Here is a 17,392-nt window from a genome sequence, read left to right as displayed (position 1 = left end):
CTCACCGAAAACAACAGGTGTGGCGTCCGAGCGCCCAGGCCGTCGAGATATTCCTCGGCCGCGATCGCACCGCGGCAGGCGACGGCCCAGCCGTCGGTGCCCGAACCGGCCAATACCGCGCCGACGGTGGTGGCCGTGCCGTCCGTGCCCGTCACCGGAATCGTCGACAGATCGGCAGTAGCCGCGGGCAACGCCGCGACCGGCCCGGTGCCGCGGTGCGATCGCGGCCGAGGAATATCTCGACGGCCTGGGCGCTCGGACGCCACACCTGTTGTTTTCGGTGAGCAAGTCGCTGGTGGGCGCGGTGGTGGGTGTGTTGCATGGGGCCGGTGTGATCGAGCTCGACGCGCCGGTGACGAAATACGTTCCCGCCCTTCATAATTGCGGCTATGCCGGTGCGACGGTGCGTCACTTGCTGGACATGAGGTCGGGTATCGCGTTCTCGGAGAACTACGACGACCCGGCCGCGCAGATACACCTTCTCGACCAGGCAATGGGGTGGGCACCCAGGAGAACTCCGGACGCTCCTGCCACGTTGCAGGAGTTCTTGCTGAGCTTGCGCCAGCAGCGCGCTCACGGCGGCCCGTTCGAATACCGTTCCTGTGAAACCGATGTGCTGGGCTGGATCTGCGAGGTCGCCGGCGCTCAACGGATGCCGGAGCTGATGTCGGAGTTGCTGTGGAGCCGCATCGGCGCACAATGCGACGCCACCATCGGCGTCGACGTCGACGGCACCGGGTTTTTCGACGGTGGCATCAGCGCCTGCCTCACCGACATGATCCGGTTCGGGTCGCTGTTCTTGCGCGACGGCGTCTCGCTGACCGGCCGGCAAGTGGTGCCGTCGGCGTGGATCGCCGACACCCTCGACGGCGGACCCGACTCGCGTCAGGCGTTCGCCGCCAGCCCCGACGACAACGAGATGCCCGGCGGCATGTACCGCAACCAGATGTGGTTCCCCTACCCGGGCAGCAATGTCGTGTTGTGTCAAGGCATGTGCGGTCAGATGATCTATGTCAACCGCGCCGCGGAGGTGGTCGCCGCCAAGTTATCCACGCAACTGAAGACTCATGAGCCGCACATGTCCGACACCCTGCGCGCCTTCGACGCGGCGGCACGCGAATTGGCTGGACTCCCCGGCTAGTCGACCGCAGTCAGTCGGATATCTCGGCGAGCCGTTTGGCCGAACTCCGGATATTCTGCATGTCTGTCTTGCTTTGGAGCAGCGCACTTTTGGCGGCCTCGATCGCGCCATCAGGATCGGAAGGGAATCGAATGCCCTCACCCCGTTGGCCGGCCGCACTCGCCGTTTCCCTACTGGCCGCCGCGGCACTGCTCAGCACCGCCGGCGTCGCGGCCGCGACCCCCCAAGATGACGCGTACCTCGCGCAACTGCGTGCCGTCGGCCTGACTTGGCCGCCGAAAACGGACGAGGCCCTGATCGCCGAGGCGCACGATGTGTGTTACGACCTGACCTGGGGTTGGACGCCGCAACAGATCGCCGACGATCTGCACGCCCGGTTGGACACCAAGGGCGTGACGCTGTTGGACGTCGGGAGCCTGGTCAACGCCGCCCACTCGATCTATTGCCCCGGCAATGTGTGCGACGCCCCCAGCCTTTGCACCTGAGGACCCCCGCCGAGCGACGCAGTAACTGGCTGTAGCGTGACGGCCGTGAAGTCCTCCCGGATGTACTCCTCCGTCGCGCTCGCGGCTTCGGTCGCAGCAACCGCTCTGACGCTCGCCGGAGCGGGCACGGCCACCGCGGCCGGCTCATGTCCGACCGCGGCACCGCAAAACGGTGCAACGCCCGACTGGACGTTGAGCGGTACCACGGGCAGCGTCGCGGTCACCGGATCCACGGACACCACCGCTCCGCTGGTGAAGGTCACCACACCGTTCAGCGTGGGCCAGACCCAGGTGCACACGCTGCAGGCCGGAGACGGACCGGTCGTCTCCAACACCGCCCGCGTCTCCGTCTGCTACATGGGCGTCAACGGGCGTGACGGGTCCGTCTTCGACAGCAGCTACCAGCGCGGCGCCCCCGTCGACTTCCCGCTTACTGGCGTCGTGCCGGGCTTTCAGAAGGCCATCGCGGGACAGAAGGTCGGGTCGACGGTCGCCGTCGCGATGGTCCCCGCCGATGGCTACCCCGAGGGTCAGCCCAGCGCCGGCATCCAGCCCGGCGACTCGCTTGTCTTCGCGATCAAGATCCTCAGCGCCACCGGCTAGCTCGGGCCGCCAAATCCCCTGTGCGGCAGGTTAATCACCTAGCGGCGCGAACATGAGCGCGGGATCGATGCCGAGTTGTCCAGCGACGTGAGTGGTGTCCCAGTACTCACGCCAGTGCGTGATCGCGCCGTCGCGAACCTCGAAAAGCGCGGTGACGTGGAAGGTGACGGCCACGCCGTTCATGGCGTTCACGTCGACTCGTTCGACGACGACGGTGTCGTCGTCGGACACGATCGTGCGGATCTCGCTCCCCTCGATCATGCCCGTCGCCAGGGTGTTGTGCTTCTCGAGTTCCGCGCGCGCCGCGTCACGTCCCCGCACCACCGGTGACAGCGGCACGTGCAGCTGCCACACGAAGTCGTCGGCCATGAGTGCGGTCATCGCGTCGACGTCCATGCTCTTGCCGTAAGCGGCGTGTATGAAATCGACCACGATTCTTTCGTTGTCGTTTTTGGTCGCAACGCTTTTCGCCATCTCATTGTCCTTCAGGGGCGGTTACTGTTCGCTATTCGTCGAACTGTAGATGGCAGTCGCTCGAAAAGGCGGTGATATACGAATCGCTTAACGCGGCCTCAGGGCCGAAGCAGCGTGATGATGGTGACGTCGTCGTCGGTATGCCTCGACGCCATCGCGGTCCAGATCCGGGACGCCGTCGCATCGCCCGCCCGGCCGAGGGTCGCCGCCAAGAGATCGAGCCCGTCGTCGATCGACTCGCCGCGACGCTCCACGAGGCCGTCGGAGAACAGGACCAAGCCGTGTCCGGGTTCAACGCTGAACGTGCTGGGGGCATAGCTGACACCCTTGACGCCGATCGGTGGGGAGAGCTTGATGGGCGCCGAGACCGCCTCGCCGACAACGTTGCCGGTCAGGTCCGTCACATACGGCAGCAAGTGGCCGGCCGAGGCGGCCTCCACCCGGCCCGAATCGAGATCGACCCGCGCGGCGATGACCGTGGCGAATGCGCCGGGCAGCATGTGCAGGCAGAACTCGTTGAGCTGTTCGAGCGCCTCGGCCGGTGTGGCGCCGGTGAACAGCTGGGCGCGCAGCGCGTTGCGCAGCGCGGCCATGGTGCCGGCCGCGGCGATGCCGTGCCCGGCCACGTCGCCGATCAGCGCGATCAGCCGGCCGTCGCGAAGCTCGAACGCGTCGTACCAATCGCCGCCGACGTTGTCCCCCGCCGCCGGTTCGTAATGCGCGGACAGGCGCCAGTTGTCGAGGGCGGGGATGGATTCGGGTAGCAGGCTGCGCTGCAGCGTCTCCGCCAGGCGCAGCGCTCCGCGCGTGCGGCGATACAGCGACTCGACCAGCTGGAGTCGCAGGGATCCGGCGGAGTCGGTCTCGCTCAGCGACCAGGGTTCGCTGCGCCCATGCACGATCTCGCGCCATCGGTCGAACGATTTGCGCGGGCTGAGCCGATACTGGTCGCCCTCGCTGATCGCGATCGACTTGTTGTAGGGGTCGCCGCCCCAGTCCACCGAGCGCAGCACCTCTCGGCGGAACCAGATCGCGTATTGCCCGTCGGGCAGATTGAGCGCCAGCGCCCCGGCGGCCACCTGCGGATCCAGCTTGAGCTCCGGCAACGCCCGGGACAGGCACTCGCTGCTCGCGATCTCGTCGTCCACCTCGCGCGCCCAGGCGGCGACGGCGGACACGACTTCGGGCGGCGGAACCGAGCCGCGCATGCGGAAGTCGCCCCCGATGTGGATGACCACGCCGTCGGCGGGCACCAAATCGAGCAGGTCCGGCGCCCCGAGCAACGCCGCCGATAGCGGCTCGCCGTCGTCCAGCGTGGCGGCGGTGAGCTTGGCCAAGATGGCCTGCGCGGCCAGGCGCTTGTGCAGTTGTTCATCCTCGAACCGGTCGACGAGTCGCAGCGACAGAGTCGAGCCGAGGAACTCGGCCGCCGCCCGGGTGCCGAACGGCGGCAGGTGCGGTCCGGTGTAGTGGTGGCAGGCGATCAGCCCCCACAGCCGGCCCTGCCGCAGCAGCGAGATCGACATCGATGCGTGCACACCCATGTTCTGCAGATACTCGATATGAATGGGCGAAACGCTGCGCAGGGTGGCATACGTGAGGTCCAGCGGCGTACTGCTCACCGGGTCGATGCTCGGCACCAGCGGCGCCGGCGCGTAGTCGACGTCGGAAATCAGTCGGATCCAGTTCTTCTCGTACAGTGCGCGCGCCTGCGCCGGGATATCGGTCGAGGGGTAGTGCAGGCCCAGGAAGGAGTTGAGGTCGTCGCGCTTGGACTCGGCCACGACTTCGCCGTTGTACTCCTCGTCGTAGCGATACACCATGACCCGGTCGAAGCCGGTCAGGTCTCGGACGGCGCGCGCCGCGATGGCGTACAGCTCGGTCAGCGTGGCGGCCCGGTTCAATTCCTCGACCGCGCCGCGGACCGCCTGGTAGGTGTTCGGGAAGGAGAACGGCCGCTCGCCGTAAGCGATTTCGAGCTCAACCAACAACACGCCGCCCGGCTCGCGGTGCAGGATCGCGTCGAAGGCCCGCGACTCGCCGCCGACCTCGATGGTGAGCTCGAGCGGGTTGTTCTGGCGCAGACTGCCGAAAGTCTCCGCCGCGCGCTCGATGCGGGTGGCTTGTTCGGAACCGAGCAGCGCGGACAGGTGCCGGCCGAGCACGGCTTCGACGGGACGGTCGAGCAGATCGGCGACGTTGGCGCTGACCTGACGCACTTCGAACGCGGGTTCGTGTACCACCGCGAGCACCCCGCGCGGCTGAATGCTGCCGGGGATGTGGATCGGCTCGCGCGCACAGTTGTCCAGGTCGATGGGAGTGCCGACCGGTACGAGATCGTCGATCGGCTGATCCGCGGACGCCGACGGCGGGACGTGCCGCTCGTCGCCGGTCACGCGAGCCGCTTCGTTGGAGTGGTAAGGGGTAGCAGCCAGACCTCCAAGCTATCAATGTGCGTCGCCGTTCGCCGACTAGGTAAGCCGCGATACGCGCGGCCTGGCAGATTCGCCCGGCAGTGACTTCCCCACGCGCCCAAGAAATTTTCCCCCTTCGACGGCGGTACGCGCCGTCGACCCCGGTCGGCCTCGCCGCGGTGACCGCTCCCGCCGCGCTCACCAAGGTAATCTGAGCAGGTCATGTGCTCGGTCGCCGTCCCAACAACCCGCCGTCTATCGGTCGCGATGAAGCAGGGCTCGGCGGCCGAACACGAGGCCGCCGAGCAGAGCCCATTCATGTCCGAACTGCTCGCCGGCCGGATCGGCGCACCGGGCTACTGCGAGTACTTGCTTCGGTTGCGTGTGGTGTACGCAGCCCTGGAGGACGCCGTGCGGGCCCGCCGTGACGATTCCATGGTTGCCGCGGTGTACGACCCCGCGCTGGAGCGCCTGACTGCTATCGACGCCGACCTCGATCACTGGCTGACCCCGGGTGCCGCACGCGAGGTCGACTCCCCCGCGGCGGCGGCCTACGCCGAGCGACTCGGCGCCCTCACGTGGGGTGGCGCCCTGGTGGCCCACCACTACACGCGCTATCTCGGGGATCTCTCCGGAGGCCGGGGCATCGGCAAAATCCTCGATCGCACCTTCGATCTTCGGGGCGCGGGACTTGCATTCTATGAATTTCCGGTGCGGCCCAAACCGTATAAGGACGCCTATCGTGCCCGCCTCGACGCGCTGCGTCCCGACGCCGACGAAATCGATCGCATAGTCGGCGAGGTGAAATACGCCTTCGGCCTGAACCAGGCCCTCTTCGATGAACTGTCCGACGGCGTGCCGGACCGTCGGCGCTGAATCACACTTCGGCGGAACCCCAGCGAACCCGTGCGGCAACGAACCAGGTGCCGTCGAAGAGCGCCTCTCCCCCGAGTTCGTCGGCCAGTTGCCGGCCGCCGAGGTAGCGCTTGTAGACGCGGTGACGCGATCCGTCATTCAAGGTCCGCTCTTGCCATTGCTCGGGTTCCACGCCGGCGCGAAGCGCTGAGTCGATGACGATCAGCTCCCCGGCCACCCGGCGTACCTCAGTCAGAAAGGCTTGGCGTTCATCGGCCGGCAGGTGCCCGTAGAAGTGGCCGGTCAAAACGCGGTCGAAGGCATTGCCCGCGAACGGCAACGACAACGCGTCAGCGACGATCGCCACGCCGTGCGGCAACCGCGATTGGGTCAACTCGACCATCGCAGGGCTTTGGTCCGCTCCCACCACGAGGCCACGCAGATGGCGGGTCAAAAAACCGCTACCGCAAGCCACGTCCAGCGTGCGCGCGGCCGGCAGGTCGGCAACCAAGCTGACCACCCGATCGACCTCGGCGCTCCACCCTGGCCGGTCACGCTGGGCGAAATGCCCTTGTCCTAAATACCATTCGTCGTATTCGGCGGCGCGCCGATCGTAATAGGCTGCGGTATCAGGGTCTCGGGCAAAGGCCGGGGATGTTCGCGACATATCGTCAGTCTTATCGACGCCACCACCGCTGGCCACCCATTTACGCGCGCTGACTCTTCTAATGGGTCAGACCTGGTTGAATCCGCCATCGGCGGTGACGGTGGATCCGGTGGTGAAGCTGGACAGATCGCTGGCCAAAAACACTGCGGCATTGGCGATCTCGGTGGGCTCGGCGAAGCGGCCCAGCGGGATGGTGCCGATGCGGCCGGCGCGGAACTCCTCGATCGAAGCGTCGGGATCGGTCTGCGCGGCCAGCGCGTCGCTGCCGGGGGTGGCCGTGGACCCGGCCACGATGACGTTGACCCGGATGTTGCGGCCGGCGAGTTCGTTGGCCCAGGCGCGGGCCAGGGATCGGACGGCGGCCTTGGTGGCGGCGTAGATGCTCAGCCCGGGGCGGCCGCGGTCGGCGGTGGTGGAGCCCGTCAGAATGACGGAGGCGCCGTCGTTGAGCAGCGGCAGCGCCTTTTGCACGGTGTAGACGACGCCCTTGACGTTGGTGGTCAGCAGCGCGTCGAGGTCGTCATCGGTGATTTCCCCCAGCCGCGCCACCCTCGTCGATCCGGCGTTGGCCATCACGATGTCGAGGCCGGTACCCGCTGCCGCGACCTCGGCGTAGAGCCGGTCCAGATCCTCCGGCGTTCCGACATCTCCGCGCACGGCGGTCACGCGAGGGCCCAATGTGCTTGCCGCAGCGTCGAGTTCAGGCTGGCGCCGACCCGTGATGAACACCCGGGCGGCGCCCTCGGCAAGAAACCGTTCGGCGGTGGCCAACCCGATCCCGGAGTTGGCGCCCGTGATGACAGCGGTCTTGTGGTCGAGCAATCCCATTCGGTTCTCTCCTCGAGTCGGCGTGCCGTCACCGTTGAAACCGCGGCCGCGAATTCGCGCGCGCCGCCGCCTCGATGATGCCGTGGATGACCTGCGCGGACACCATCGCCCCCGTGCGTCCTGCCCGTCGAGCACGGGATCACCGATCGTGAACCCGGAAACCTCACCCGACACGTTCTCATCCGAACTCGTATTCTCTGCAGCATGATCGCCGCCTTGATCCTGACGCCGAGGTCAGCGCGCAGCCCGCTGCGGGCGGCCGGCAAATCCGCGCGCTAGGCCCGGTGCGGACGCGTGGCGGCTCTGGCACTGGCGCTTGCCGGTCTGGCGTTTCTCGACTCGCTCAACGTGCTCAACGTGGGAGTGGTTTCGGCGGTCATCTTCGACAGCCGGCTGGGGCGCCGGTCTCCGCTTCCCGGCGCCTTGAGTTACGTCGCGGGCGTGTTCGCGGTGACGACCACGTTCGGCGTGTGCACCGTGCTGGGCATCGGCTTCATCACCGAGGTCCTCGACTTTCACCTGACACCGGCCATTCGTTTCCGGGGCGAACTGCTGCTGGGCATCGCGTTGATCTGCTTGGCCTTCTTTCCGTTGACCGCGCAGTCGTCGGCACCCGGCTGGGCGCTGGCGGCGATGCGGCAACGGCCCTGGCTGCTCGGATTTCTGGGGCTGGCGGTGGGCAGTGGCCAGGCCCCTACCGCCGTGCCCTATCTCACCGGCTTGGCGATGCTCGCCGCGGTGCACCCGCGGCCGCCGCTCTGGCCGTTGGTCATCCTCGTCTACTGGGCCATCGCCCTGTCGCCGCCGCTGCTGATCCTTGCCCTCTCGATGAGAAAAACCATGCGGGCCAAGCGCATTCAGCGCGCGATCGTGCGCGCCCTCACTCGCTACGGGCCGATGTCGGTGCGGCTGTTGTTCCTGGTTTTCGGAACCGGGCTCATCGCCGACGCAATCGTCAACCACAGCGCGCTGTGGTGAGGTGGTACGACTTCTCATCTGATGCACAGCGAGCTGGATTACCTTGTCGCGTGTGACCGATCGCCACGAACGCGCAATGTCCTTCGGCTCGATCGCCGAGGACTACGACGGGCTGCGGCCGCAGCCTCCGCAGCAGGCGGTGGACTGGCTGCTGCCGTCGGACTGCGAGCTGGCCGTCGACGTCGGTGCGGGCACCGGCCTGTTCACCCGCACGCTCGTCGGCCGGGCGGCGCAAGTCGTCGCCGTCGAGCCCGATGCGCGGATGCGAGCGGTGCTGGCCGAGCGGTCCCCCGGAGTTCGCGCCGTGGCGGGCACCGGTGAGTCGATTCCCCTCCCGGACAACTCCGCCGACGCGGTCTTCGTCTCCTCGGCGTGGCACTGGATGGATCCCGACCGGGCCGTCCCGGAGATCGGCCGCGTGCTGCGCGACCGCGGTCGGTTCGGGCTGATCTGGACCAGTCGCGATCGCGACGTGGACTGGGTCCGCGACCTCGAGGTGCTGCCCAAGGACGACACGTCCGAACTGGATGCGCCCGACCGCTTCCGCCGGCGCCACGAGAACGTCGTACTGCCGGATCCGCAGATATTCCACAACGTCGCGCGCGAGACGTTCGATTTCGTGCGCACGATGACGGTCGACGACATCGTCGCGATGCTCGCCACCTACAGCCGGGTGATCATCGCCTCCCCCGACGACCGCGCGCAGCGGCTCGACAACGCCCGAGCCATCTTGACCGAGCGTTTCCCCGGCGCCGACGTGATCGACGTCCCCATGCAATCCCGGTGCTGGCGCGCCGATCGGATCGCCCGCGGCCGCTAAGCGCCGCTTGGACGTTCCTTTTGCCGATGTCGTAGACAGCGGGGGGTTAAGCGCGTAACTTCTGCCGCATTCACTTAGGAGACGCAATGACGGTGCAATCCGTATTGGCCGAGGTCCGAGAAATCCCCGGTACCGGTGACGTGATCCCGATCTTCGATCCCTCCACCGAGGAACAGATCAGCCAGTTCACCGACGGCGGTACCGAAGCCGTCAACGAGGCGGTCGCGCGCGCGAAAGCGAGCGCCGAGTCCGAAATATGGTCCGGGAAACCCGATTACGAGCGAGCCAAGGTCCTGTGGCGGGTCGCCGACCTGATCGACGAGAACACCGAGCTGCTCGCCGAGCTCGAAATGCTGAACGCCGGAATGTATCCCGCTCAAGCGCAGATGCAGGTGAAAATCGGCGCCGAGTGGTTCCGCTATTACGCCGGCTGGTGTACCAAGATCGACGGCATTGCGCGCGATGTGAACACCGGCGGCCTGACCGGCGTCGATTCGCACATGCACACCTATACGGTGCGCGAGCCCTACGGCGTGGTCGGGCTGATTTTCCCGTGGAACGGCCCCGTGTTCAATTTCTGCGCCAAGCTTGCGCCGTCGCTGGCGGCCGGGTGCAACAGTGTGGTGAAACCCGCTGAGGAGACGCCACTTTCGGCGCACGTGCTGATGCGCCTGCTGGCCGAGGCCGGAATCCCGGACGGGGTGGCCAACCTGGTCAACGGATACGGACACACCGTCGGCGCGGCGATCACCGCGCACCCCGACGTGGAGAAGGTCGCCTTCACCGGCTCGACAGAGGTGGGCCGCGCGATCGTGCACGCCGCGGCCGACAGCAACCTCAACAAGGTCACCCTCGAGCTCGGCGGCAAGTCACCGGTGCTGATTTTCGACGACGCGAAACTGAAGAAGGCCGTCCCGATGTCGGCGTTCGGCACGTTCGTCCACTCGGGGCAGGCCTGCGTGTGCGGCTCCCGCATCCTGGTGCAGCGTGGCGTGTACGACCAGGTCGTCGAGGGCATGGCGATGGTGGCGAATGCGATGAAGATGGGCGGCCCCAACGAAGAGGGGACCATGAGCGGACCGCTGATCAGCCAGAAGCAGCTCGACCGGGTGCTGGGCTACCTGGAGCAGGGCAGGTCCGACGGCGCGGAAATCGTCACCGGCGGCCACCGCCTCGATCGCAAGGGCTACTTCGTGCACCCGACGGTCGTCACCAACGTCGATCCCGACACCAGCCGGCTGTTCCAGGAAGAGATCTTCGGGCCCGTCGTCACGGTCCTGCCCTTCGACGACGAGGACGAGGCCGTCGCGTTGGCCAACAACAGCACCTACGGGCTGGCCGCCACCGTGTGGACCAAGGACCTCGCCCGCTCCCATCGACTGGCCAAGCGGCTGGCGGCCGGAACCGTCGGGCTCAACTGCGCTTTTCCCTACGACCACTCGATGCCCTTCGGCGGCTACAAGCAGTCCGGCTGGGGCCACGAGTCAGGCAAGGCCGGCATCGAGACCTACCTACAGACCAAGATCGTCTGGGCACAGATGTAGCGGCCTCACGCCTGCGGCCCCTCCGGCGGCCAGACCGTCCCGGGCGACGCCTCGCCGGGGCTCTCGAAATCGCCGCGAGACAGCGGCACCCACCGCTCGCTCGGTGCGGGCTGCTCCGACGACGGGAAGTCGCGCAGACTGCCGGTCGGCTTGGCGTCCCACTTGGCGAACGTCAGCGGCGTCTGCAGCCAGGCGTGCAGCAGGTTGTAGGCCGACTCGAGCGAATCGATGTGAGTGCGCTCCCAGCCATGGCTGCCGTCGAGGCCGAAGCCGACCAGCGCGGCGCGGGTGTTGGCACCCGCTTCGATCGCCGCCGCGGCATCGGACCGGTAGTAGCGAAAAACGTCGCGGGCGAATGGGATTCCCTGCTCGCGGGCCAGCCGGCAGAGTTTGCGGGTGAGGTGGTAGTCGAACGGGCCATGCATGTCGGCCATCGGGATCGTCACGCCGTCCTCGAGGGAATGCTGGCCGGGCGCGCACACCGCGTTGTCCACCGAGACCAGCTCGGCGACGTCGGCGGGCAAGCCGTGACTGGCCCCGTGGCCGACCTCCTCGGTGATGGTGACCATGATCGTGGTGCGGTGCGGCAGCACCACCTTGTTCTCGGAGAAGTTCTTGGCCAGCGCGAGCGCTATCGCGACGCCCGCCTTGCCGTCCAGATGGCGTGAGACGATGAAGCCGTCGGCGGTGAGCTCGGGGCTGGTGATCAACGCCACGAAGTCACCGACCTGCAGGCCGAGCCGAACCAGGTCCTCGCGCGAGGACACTTTGCGGTCGATGCGGACCTCGACGTGCTCCCAGTTGGTGGGTTGTGTGTCGATCTCATCGCCGAATGCGTGCCCGCTGGCCTTGAGCGGCATGACCGTGCCGGTGATGAACTCATCGGGGTCGTCGATGAAAATGCGCACCCGGGCGCCCGCGGCGAACCGCGCCGAAAAGGTGCCGACCGGGACCAGTTGAAGGCGGCCGTTGTCCTTCAGGTCGCTGACCATGCAGCCGATGGTGTCGGAGTGAACCACTATGGCGCGGTCGATGGTCGCGGACTCACCCGGCAGTTCGGCGGTCAGCGCGCCGCGCCGGGTCAGCGTGAACGGCACCCCGAAGTGGTCGAAGATGTCGCCGATCACCTGCATCACCGCATCCGTGCGTCCCGACGGGCTCGGGGTCTGCAGCAGCGCCAGCAGGGTGTCGATCATCCAGGTGCGGTCGGCCTCGGCCATGGCCGCGATCTGGCCCACGTTATCTCCTCTCGAGTCGCCTCCGAACGCGTTCAACCTACCGTGTGAGCGGCACCGAACGCCCGTCGCGGCGGGCGCCGCACCACGGCTGCGGGCGTTCGATATGTCCGCTGCCCCTAAGAAGCGGATTCCATCTGGGCGATCAGATCCGCGAGGGTGAGGATGCGCTGGGCGTCGCGCACATGCAGGCTCTCGATCATGCGGCCGTCGACGGTGATGACGCTGGTGCCGGACGCCTGCGCCTGCTCGTAGGCCGAGACGATCTTGCGGGCGTCCTCCACTTCCTTGTGTGAGGGACCGAACAGCTCGTTGGCGGGGGCGATCTGCGACGGGTGGATCAGGGTCTTGCCGTCGAAGCCCATCTCGCGGCCTTGCCGAGCCTCGGCCCGGAATGCGCCGTCGTCGGTGATGTCGTTGAACACGCCGTCCAAGATGACCTTTCCGGCCGCCCGGGCTCCCAGCAAGGCCAAGCCGAGGGCGGGCACCGCGGGTGCGCGCCCGGGCACGTGCAGGCCGTGCAGCTCGTTGACCAGGTCGTTGGTACCCACCACCAAACCGGCCAGGCGATCGCTGGCCGACGCGACCTCCTCGGCCCGCAGAAAGGCCCGGGGCGTTTCGATCATCACCCACAGCTGCAACGACTTCGGCGCTCCCAATGCGTCCAGCGCGTCGGCCAGCGCTCGAACCTGTTGACCCGTCTCGACTTTCGGCACCAGCACGCCGTCGGCGGCGGAACCGGCCACCGCCGCCAGGTCGTCGTCGTGCCAGTCGGTGTCCAAGCCGTTGATGCGCACCACGACCTCGCGGGGCCGGTAGCTCTCTGACGAGATCGCGTCACACACCGTCATCCTCGAATCGGCTTTCGCGTTGGGACCCACGGCATCCTCGAGGTCGAAGATCAGCACGTCCGCCGGCAGCGTCTTACCCTTCTCCAGCGCGCGCGGCTTGTTGCCGGGGAGGTACAGGGCGGATCGGCGCGGGCGCAGGGTCGGTGCCATGAAAGCGATTCACTTCCTGTCGTCGTTGGAGCGGGAGAGTCACGAGCGTGCGCGACGGGTGTGGGGTGCGCGCGGCCTAGGCAGAAAGTACCCTTCGGTACCGGTGGAGCCGTGCGCCGGTGGTCAGCGTTCCGGCAGGCGAAATGGCCGACGCCGCGAGTGGATCGGCGGAAGGGGAAAACGAATGTCATCATTAGGCTCGGCGCGCAGCGAGGGCGACAGCTGGGACCTGGCGTCCAGCGTGGGGGCGACCGCCACGATGGTGGCGGCCTCCCGAGCGCTGGCGTCCCGTGAGCCGGACCCGTTGCTGGACGACCGATTCGCCGAGCCGTTGGTGCGGGCGGTCGGGCACCCCTTCTTCACCCGCATGCTGGACAACGAAATCCCGCTCGAGACCGACGACATGCCGATGACCCTGCAGCAGCGGCGCGAGCAGATGACCGTGCGGACCCGGTATTTCGACGACTTCTTCGGCGCCGCCACCGCGGCGGGCATACGGCAGGCCGTCATCTTGGCCGCCGGGCTCGACGCGCGGGCCTATCGGTTGGCGTGGCCCTCGGGCACCGTGGTTTTCGAGGTCGACCAGCCCGAGGTGATCGCCTTCAAGACGAACACGCTCGCCCGGATCGGTGCCGAACCGACCGCCGAGCGCCGCACCGTCGCAATCGACCTGCGCGACGACTGGCCAACGGCGCTGCGGGACAGCGGCTTTGACGCCGACTCGCCCACCGCCTGGATCGCCGAGGGTCTACTGCCCTACCTACCGCCCGACGCCCAGGACCGGCTGCTGGACAACATCACCGCGCTCAGCGCGCCGGGCAGCCGGCTGGCCACCGAGAACATCACCGACATGAGCGTGTTCACCGACGAACGCGCTCGGGCGATGCGCAACACCTGGCGTCAGCACGGGCTCGACATCGACGTCGCCGAGCTCGTCTGGCTTGGCGAGCGCCGCCCGGCCGGCGAGCACCTGGCCGACACCGGTTGGAACGTCACCCGCCACCCGACCGAACAGGTCTATGCCGAGTACGGATTCGTGCTGCCGGACAACGAAATCCTCAAGGAGTTCCGTCACTCGATCAGTTACCTCAGTGCCGAATTGGGCTGAGTCCCAGCGGTTTCGGTGGTAATCCACGTCCGCTAGGACTTGGCTTCGCGCCACCCCCGCTCGAACGGCAGCCGCCATGCGTTGGGCGCGATGAGTTGGTGAATCGCGTTGGGCCCCCATGTGCCTGGCTGATACAGCTTGGCGGGCGGCGGGTCGCTGAGCAGATCTTCGGAACGCTCCCATAATGATTCGATGCCCTCCGCGGTGTTGAACAGCGTGTGGTCGCCCCGCATCGCATCGAGGATCAGCCGTTCGTAGGCCTCGAGCACGTCCACGACGGTGTCGATCTCCTGGGAGGAAAACTGCATGGACAGCTTGTCCAGCTTCATGCCCGGGCCGGGCCGCTTGCCATAGAACGACAACGAAACCTTCGAGTTGTCGGCAAGGTCGAACGTGAGGTGATCGGGGCCCTGCGTGCCCACACCCGATCCGGGCGGAAACATGGTCCGCGGCGCCTCTTTGAACGCGATCGAGATGATGCGGATGCCCTCGGCCATCTTCTTGCCGGTGCGCAGGTAGATGGGCACCCCCGCCCACCGCCAATTGTCGATGCCGACCTTGAGGGCGATGAAGGTTTCGGTGTCGGAATCCTTCGCCACGCCGTCCTCGTCGCGATATCCGTTGTACTGACCCCGAACCACGTTGGCCGGCTTGACCGGCAGCATCGACCGGAACACCTTGTTCTTTTCCTCGCTGATGGCAAACGGCTCGAGCGCCGTCGGCGGCTCCATCACCACGAACGCCATCACCTGGAACAGATGCGTCACCACCATGTCCTTGTAGGCCCCGGTCTCTTCGTAGAAGTTCGCCCGCTGCTCCAAGCCCTTGTCCTCGGGGATGTCGATTTGAATGTGATCGATGAAGTTGCGGTTCCAGATCGGCTCGAACAGGCCGTTGGCGAACCGAAACGCCAAGATGTTCTGCGCGGCTTCCTTGCCCAGGAAGTGGTCGATGCGGAAAATCTGTGATTCCTCGAAGGTTTCGTGCACGAAGTCGTTCAGCGCCACGGCGCTGGCCAGATCGGTGCCGAACGGTTTTTCCATCACCACCCGCGACCGTTCGACCAGCTTGGCGTCGCGCAGCATGGTGATCACGGCGCGCGCCGCCTTGGGTGGAACCGACAGATAATGCAGGCGCCGAACGTTAGCCCCCAGATTCTCCTCGGCCTGGGCCACCGCCTCGGCCAGTGCCTCGGGTCCGGCGCCCTGCGAGACGTAGCTGATGATGCCGGCGAAATTGGCCCACTGCTCGTCCGTCAGCTTGTGCGAGCCGAAGGAATCGATCGCCTCCTTGGCGATCTCGCGGAATTCCTCCTGACTCAGGTCCTCCAACGACGTGGCGACGATTTGAATATTGGGCGCTAATTCCGACTGGTCCAGGTAGGCCAGGCCGGGGATCAGCTTTCGTTTCGCCAGATCGCCCGTCGCACCGAAAAGGACGATGACATGCGGGTCGAGCGCATCGGCGTGGTGGCGACGCGGGCGGGCGTCGGCAGCTGGGTAAGCGATGGTCTGAGGTTTCTCGGTAGCCACTCTTGCGATACTTCCACCGTCGCGGCGCTGTGTCTCGTCCGTCTCACGGCCGCCCGATTCTGGTTAGCAATCGCCCGATCGGGTATGGAATAGCGGCGGGTTCCCGGCGCCGGGGCCCGTCTCCCCACCCACGCCAGTTGGAAAGCGATATGACCAAACCCGACAAAGACCCGCTGAGCCGCGCGCAGGAGCTGGAAAACATCGTCGACCAGCTCGAGGAGAAGGTTACCGAGGAAAGCGAAGCCGAAGGCGTTCCCGGCAACCGCAGCGACCGGGAGCAAGCGGCCGTCCGAGGTGCCACCAACGAGCCGCCGGACTGATCGGCCGCCGGCCCGGCTCGCCGAGCACGCTCATTCGCTCGGGAGGTCGATGGCGTGCGCCTTCAGCGTCGTCAGCAGCTCGGGCGCGGGCCATTCGTTGGCCCGGTAGCGGACCGGACTGATTCCGGCAACGGGCAGGATGCCCACCACGTCGACGACCGTCGCGAATGGCACGGTGAACTTGTCGGACACGTTCGACGGATCGCCGACCAGAAAAGTCACGTAATCGGTCTGCGGCAGCTCCCACGGGATGCCCTGACCCCACGCCGCGGTGCTGCGCCGGCCCCAGGCCGTTTCGATCATCTGTGCGTCGCCGACGTATTGCGGGAACAATTCGCGCTCATAGTGCTCCCGCAAGAATTCGGTCTGGTGGCGGTATTCCTTTGTGGCCAAGAGTGTTCGGGCCCGCAGCGCCAGCTCGCGCAGCGGGTGCGGCCCGGCCTGATCAAACGGCGCGATGATGGTGCCCTCGATGGTGTAGCCCTGCGGCGAGATTGGCTGCTCGGCATCGAGGTACATCTGCTCGGCGACCTCGAAGAGGTCGCCGGCGTCGTCGGGCGCGTCGGTGCCCAGCAGCAAGACACCGTCGCCCGGGAAAAACACCAGCGGACGGGGGCCGCCGGCCACCGCCAGCGAACCCAGCCACCCGGTGGCCAGGATCATCGAATCGATATAGGTGCCGCCATCGGCGTCCTTCAACAGGAACTTCTCACCCGGCGCGAAGGTCTGCTGCTGCGCCGACAGGTTCTCCCGGGCGACCGCGAAGGCCTGATCGCCGGTGATGCCCCAGGCACCCGTTTCCGCCGGTGTCACCATGGCCCGCACGGTCGGCAGGTCGACCACGACCATCTCGTTGATGAAGGGAAACACCGGGCGCACCCACGGCTGGGCGCCGGTGTTGACCAAGTGATTGACGTAGCTCTGCGGGCGCAGCACCGGCCTGAGCAAGGGTTGGGCCTCGGCCCAATCCTGCGGCGCCGTCGGCGGTTGCTCGGTTGCCATGTCCACGATGAGTGCTTTCCTGCTCTTGAACAGCGAACACGCACGTTACACCCTGCGCGGGCCGACACAAGTCACCTTTTTCGGCGCGGGCGCGGTCGGCCTCAGGTCGCGACGGGTGGGCCGAACCAGGTGCCGAGGGCCCGGTGCAGCGCCGTGTCGGCGCGGGCGCCGACCCAGGCGACGTGCCCGTCCGGTCGGATCAGCACCGCCGGCGGCGCGCTGACCGTCCCTAGTACCGGAAGTTCGCATAGCCCAACATGTTTGGCGTCAACCAGGCGCACCCGGTCCGCCCAGGACATGATGTCGATGCCGCCGGCGTCGCCGAAATTGACCAGCACCGGACGGGCGTCTCGCAGCAGGTCGAACACGCGCGACGAACCGTCGG

General features: G+C 67.0%; 16 protein-coding genes and 3 pseudogenes. 9 read left to right on the top strand and 10 right to left on the bottom strand.

Annotation, left to right across the window (positions count from 1 at the left end):
* Positions 1-215, bottom strand: a pseudogene (locus A5646_RS29280) (hydrolase); the annotation flags it as partial.
* Between A5646_RS29280 and A5646_RS26730 the strand changes: the two are divergent.
* The 3 genes and pseudogenes from A5646_RS26730 to A5646_RS26720 all read left to right on the top strand — a co-directional run.
* A pseudogene (locus tag A5646_RS26730) lies at positions 212-1,141 on the top strand (serine hydrolase domain-containing protein); the annotation flags it as partial. The pseudogenes A5646_RS29280 and A5646_RS26730 sit on opposite strands and share 4 nt — an antisense overlap.
* Positions 1,142-1,272: 131 nt before the next feature.
* Positions 1,273-1,626, top strand: a complete 354-nt coding sequence (locus tag A5646_RS26725; RefSeq protein WP_066863034.1) for a DUF732 domain-containing protein — start codon at positions 1,273-1,275, stop codon at positions 1,624-1,626.
* A gap of 60 nt (positions 1,627-1,686) precedes the next feature.
* On the top strand, positions 1,687-2,229 hold the full coding sequence (locus tag A5646_RS26720; protein WP_369807001.1) for an FKBP-type peptidyl-prolyl cis-trans isomerase: 543 nt from the start codon (positions 1,687-1,689) through the stop codon (positions 2,227-2,229).
* Positions 2,230-2,259: 30 nt separating this feature from the next.
* On the opposite strand, the gene A5646_RS26715 is transcribed toward A5646_RS26720, so the two are convergent.
* Both A5646_RS26715 and A5646_RS26710 read right to left on the bottom strand, forming a co-directional pair.
* Entirely contained in the window at positions 2,260-2,703 is a 444-nt protein-coding gene (locus tag A5646_RS26715; protein WP_066863039.1) for a nuclear transport factor 2 family protein, read from the bottom strand.
* A 98-nt stretch (positions 2,704-2,801) separates the two neighbouring features.
* On the bottom strand, positions 2,802-5,099 hold the full coding sequence (locus tag A5646_RS26710) for a SpoIIE family protein phosphatase (protein WP_082984866.1): 2,298 nt from the start codon (positions 5,097-5,099) through the stop codon (positions 2,802-2,804).
* Positions 5,100-5,339: 240 nt separating this feature from the next.
* Here A5646_RS26710 and A5646_RS26705 point away from each other — a divergent pair, with 240 nt between their 5' ends.
* Positions 5,340-5,993 (top strand): heme oxygenase (biliverdin-producing), encoded by a 654-nt coding sequence (locus A5646_RS26705; protein WP_067025497.1) that lies wholly within the window; start codon positions 5,340-5,342, stop codon positions 5,991-5,993.
* A 1-nt stretch (position 5,994) separates the two neighbouring features.
* Here A5646_RS26705 and A5646_RS26700 read toward each other — a convergent pair whose 3' ends face one another.
* Both A5646_RS26700 and A5646_RS26695 read right to left on the bottom strand, forming a co-directional pair.
* A complete protein-coding gene (locus tag A5646_RS26700) occupies positions 5,995-6,675 on the bottom strand; it encodes a class I SAM-dependent methyltransferase (protein WP_156765725.1) in 681 nt (226 codons plus the stop codon).
* Between the two features lie 30 nt (positions 6,676-6,705).
* Positions 6,706-7,467 carry an SDR family NAD(P)-dependent oxidoreductase gene (locus A5646_RS26695; protein ID WP_067025492.1) on the bottom strand — a complete coding sequence of 254 codons (762 nt, stop codon included), beginning with the start codon at positions 7,465-7,467 and terminating at the stop codon, positions 6,706-6,708.
* A 294-nt stretch (positions 7,468-7,761) separates the two neighbouring features.
* Here A5646_RS26695 and A5646_RS26690 point away from each other — a divergent pair, with 294 nt between their 5' ends.
* The 3 genes from A5646_RS26690 (at position 7,762) to A5646_RS26680 (ending at position 10,809) form a co-directional block, all read left to right on the top strand.
* Positions 7,762-8,445: a GAP family protein gene (locus A5646_RS26690; protein ID WP_066863051.1), complete on the top strand. Its 684-nt coding sequence runs from the start codon at positions 7,762-7,764 to the stop codon at positions 8,443-8,445.
* 52 nt (positions 8,446-8,497) lie between these two features.
* Positions 8,498-9,265 (top strand): class I SAM-dependent methyltransferase, encoded by a 768-nt coding sequence (locus tag A5646_RS26685; protein ID WP_067025490.1) that lies wholly within the window; start codon positions 8,498-8,500, stop codon positions 9,263-9,265.
* Between the two features lie 86 nt (positions 9,266-9,351).
* Positions 9,352-10,809, top strand: a complete 1,458-nt coding sequence (locus tag A5646_RS26680) for an aldehyde dehydrogenase (protein WP_067025487.1) — start codon at positions 9,352-9,354, stop codon at positions 10,807-10,809.
* Positions 10,810-10,814: 5 nt separating this feature from the next.
* On the opposite strand, the gene A5646_RS26675 is transcribed toward A5646_RS26680, so the two are convergent.
* Positions 10,815-12,047 carry an osmoprotectant NAGGN system M42 family peptidase gene (locus A5646_RS26675; protein ID WP_066863061.1) on the bottom strand — a complete coding sequence of 411 codons (1,233 nt, stop codon included), beginning with the start codon at positions 12,045-12,047 and terminating at the stop codon, positions 10,815-10,817.
* Positions 12,048-12,163: 116 nt separating this feature from the next.
* The gene (locus A5646_RS26670) at positions 12,164-13,045 is read right to left on the bottom strand and encodes a CoA ester lyase (RefSeq protein ID WP_067025484.1); all 882 of its coding nucleotides are present in this window, start codon (positions 13,043-13,045) and stop codon (positions 12,164-12,166) included.
* Between the two features lie 184 nt (positions 13,046-13,229).
* Between A5646_RS26670 and A5646_RS26665 the strand changes: the two genes are divergently transcribed.
* Positions 13,230-14,153, top strand: coding sequence for a class I SAM-dependent methyltransferase (locus A5646_RS26665; RefSeq protein ID WP_066863067.1), 924 nt, complete (start codon positions 13,230-13,232; stop codon positions 14,151-14,153).
* A gap of 32 nt (positions 14,154-14,185) precedes the next feature.
* Here A5646_RS26665 and zwf read toward each other — a convergent pair whose 3' ends face one another.
* Positions 14,186-15,685 (bottom strand): glucose-6-phosphate dehydrogenase, encoded by a 1,500-nt coding sequence (gene zwf / locus A5646_RS26660; protein WP_067025481.1) that lies wholly within the window; start codon positions 15,683-15,685, stop codon positions 14,186-14,188.
* A 137-nt stretch (positions 15,686-15,822) separates the two neighbouring features.
* Here zwf and A5646_RS29635 point away from each other — a divergent pair, with 137 nt between their 5' ends.
* Positions 15,823-16,005, top strand: a complete 183-nt coding sequence (locus A5646_RS29635) for a hypothetical protein (protein WP_197497982.1) — start codon at positions 15,823-15,825, stop codon at positions 16,003-16,005.
* Between the two features lie 30 nt (positions 16,006-16,035).
* Here the strand turns inward: A5646_RS29635 and A5646_RS26655 are convergent, their stop codons facing one another.
* Positions 16,036-17,013, bottom strand: coding sequence for a hypothetical protein (locus A5646_RS26655; protein ID WP_066876775.1), 978 nt, complete (start codon positions 17,011-17,013; stop codon positions 16,036-16,038).
* A 95-nt stretch (positions 17,014-17,108) separates the two neighbouring features.
* Positions 17,109-17,392 (bottom strand): annotated as a pseudogene (locus A5646_RS26650) (hypothetical protein); the annotation flags it as partial.

Source organism: Mycobacterium sp. 1245499.0 (assembly GCF_001673615.1).
GTDB lineage: Bacteria > Actinomycetota > Actinomycetes > Mycobacteriales > Mycobacteriaceae > Mycobacterium > Mycobacterium europaeum_A.
Note: the sequence above shows the minus strand (reverse complement) of the source record. Positions and strands in the feature narration are given on the sequence as shown.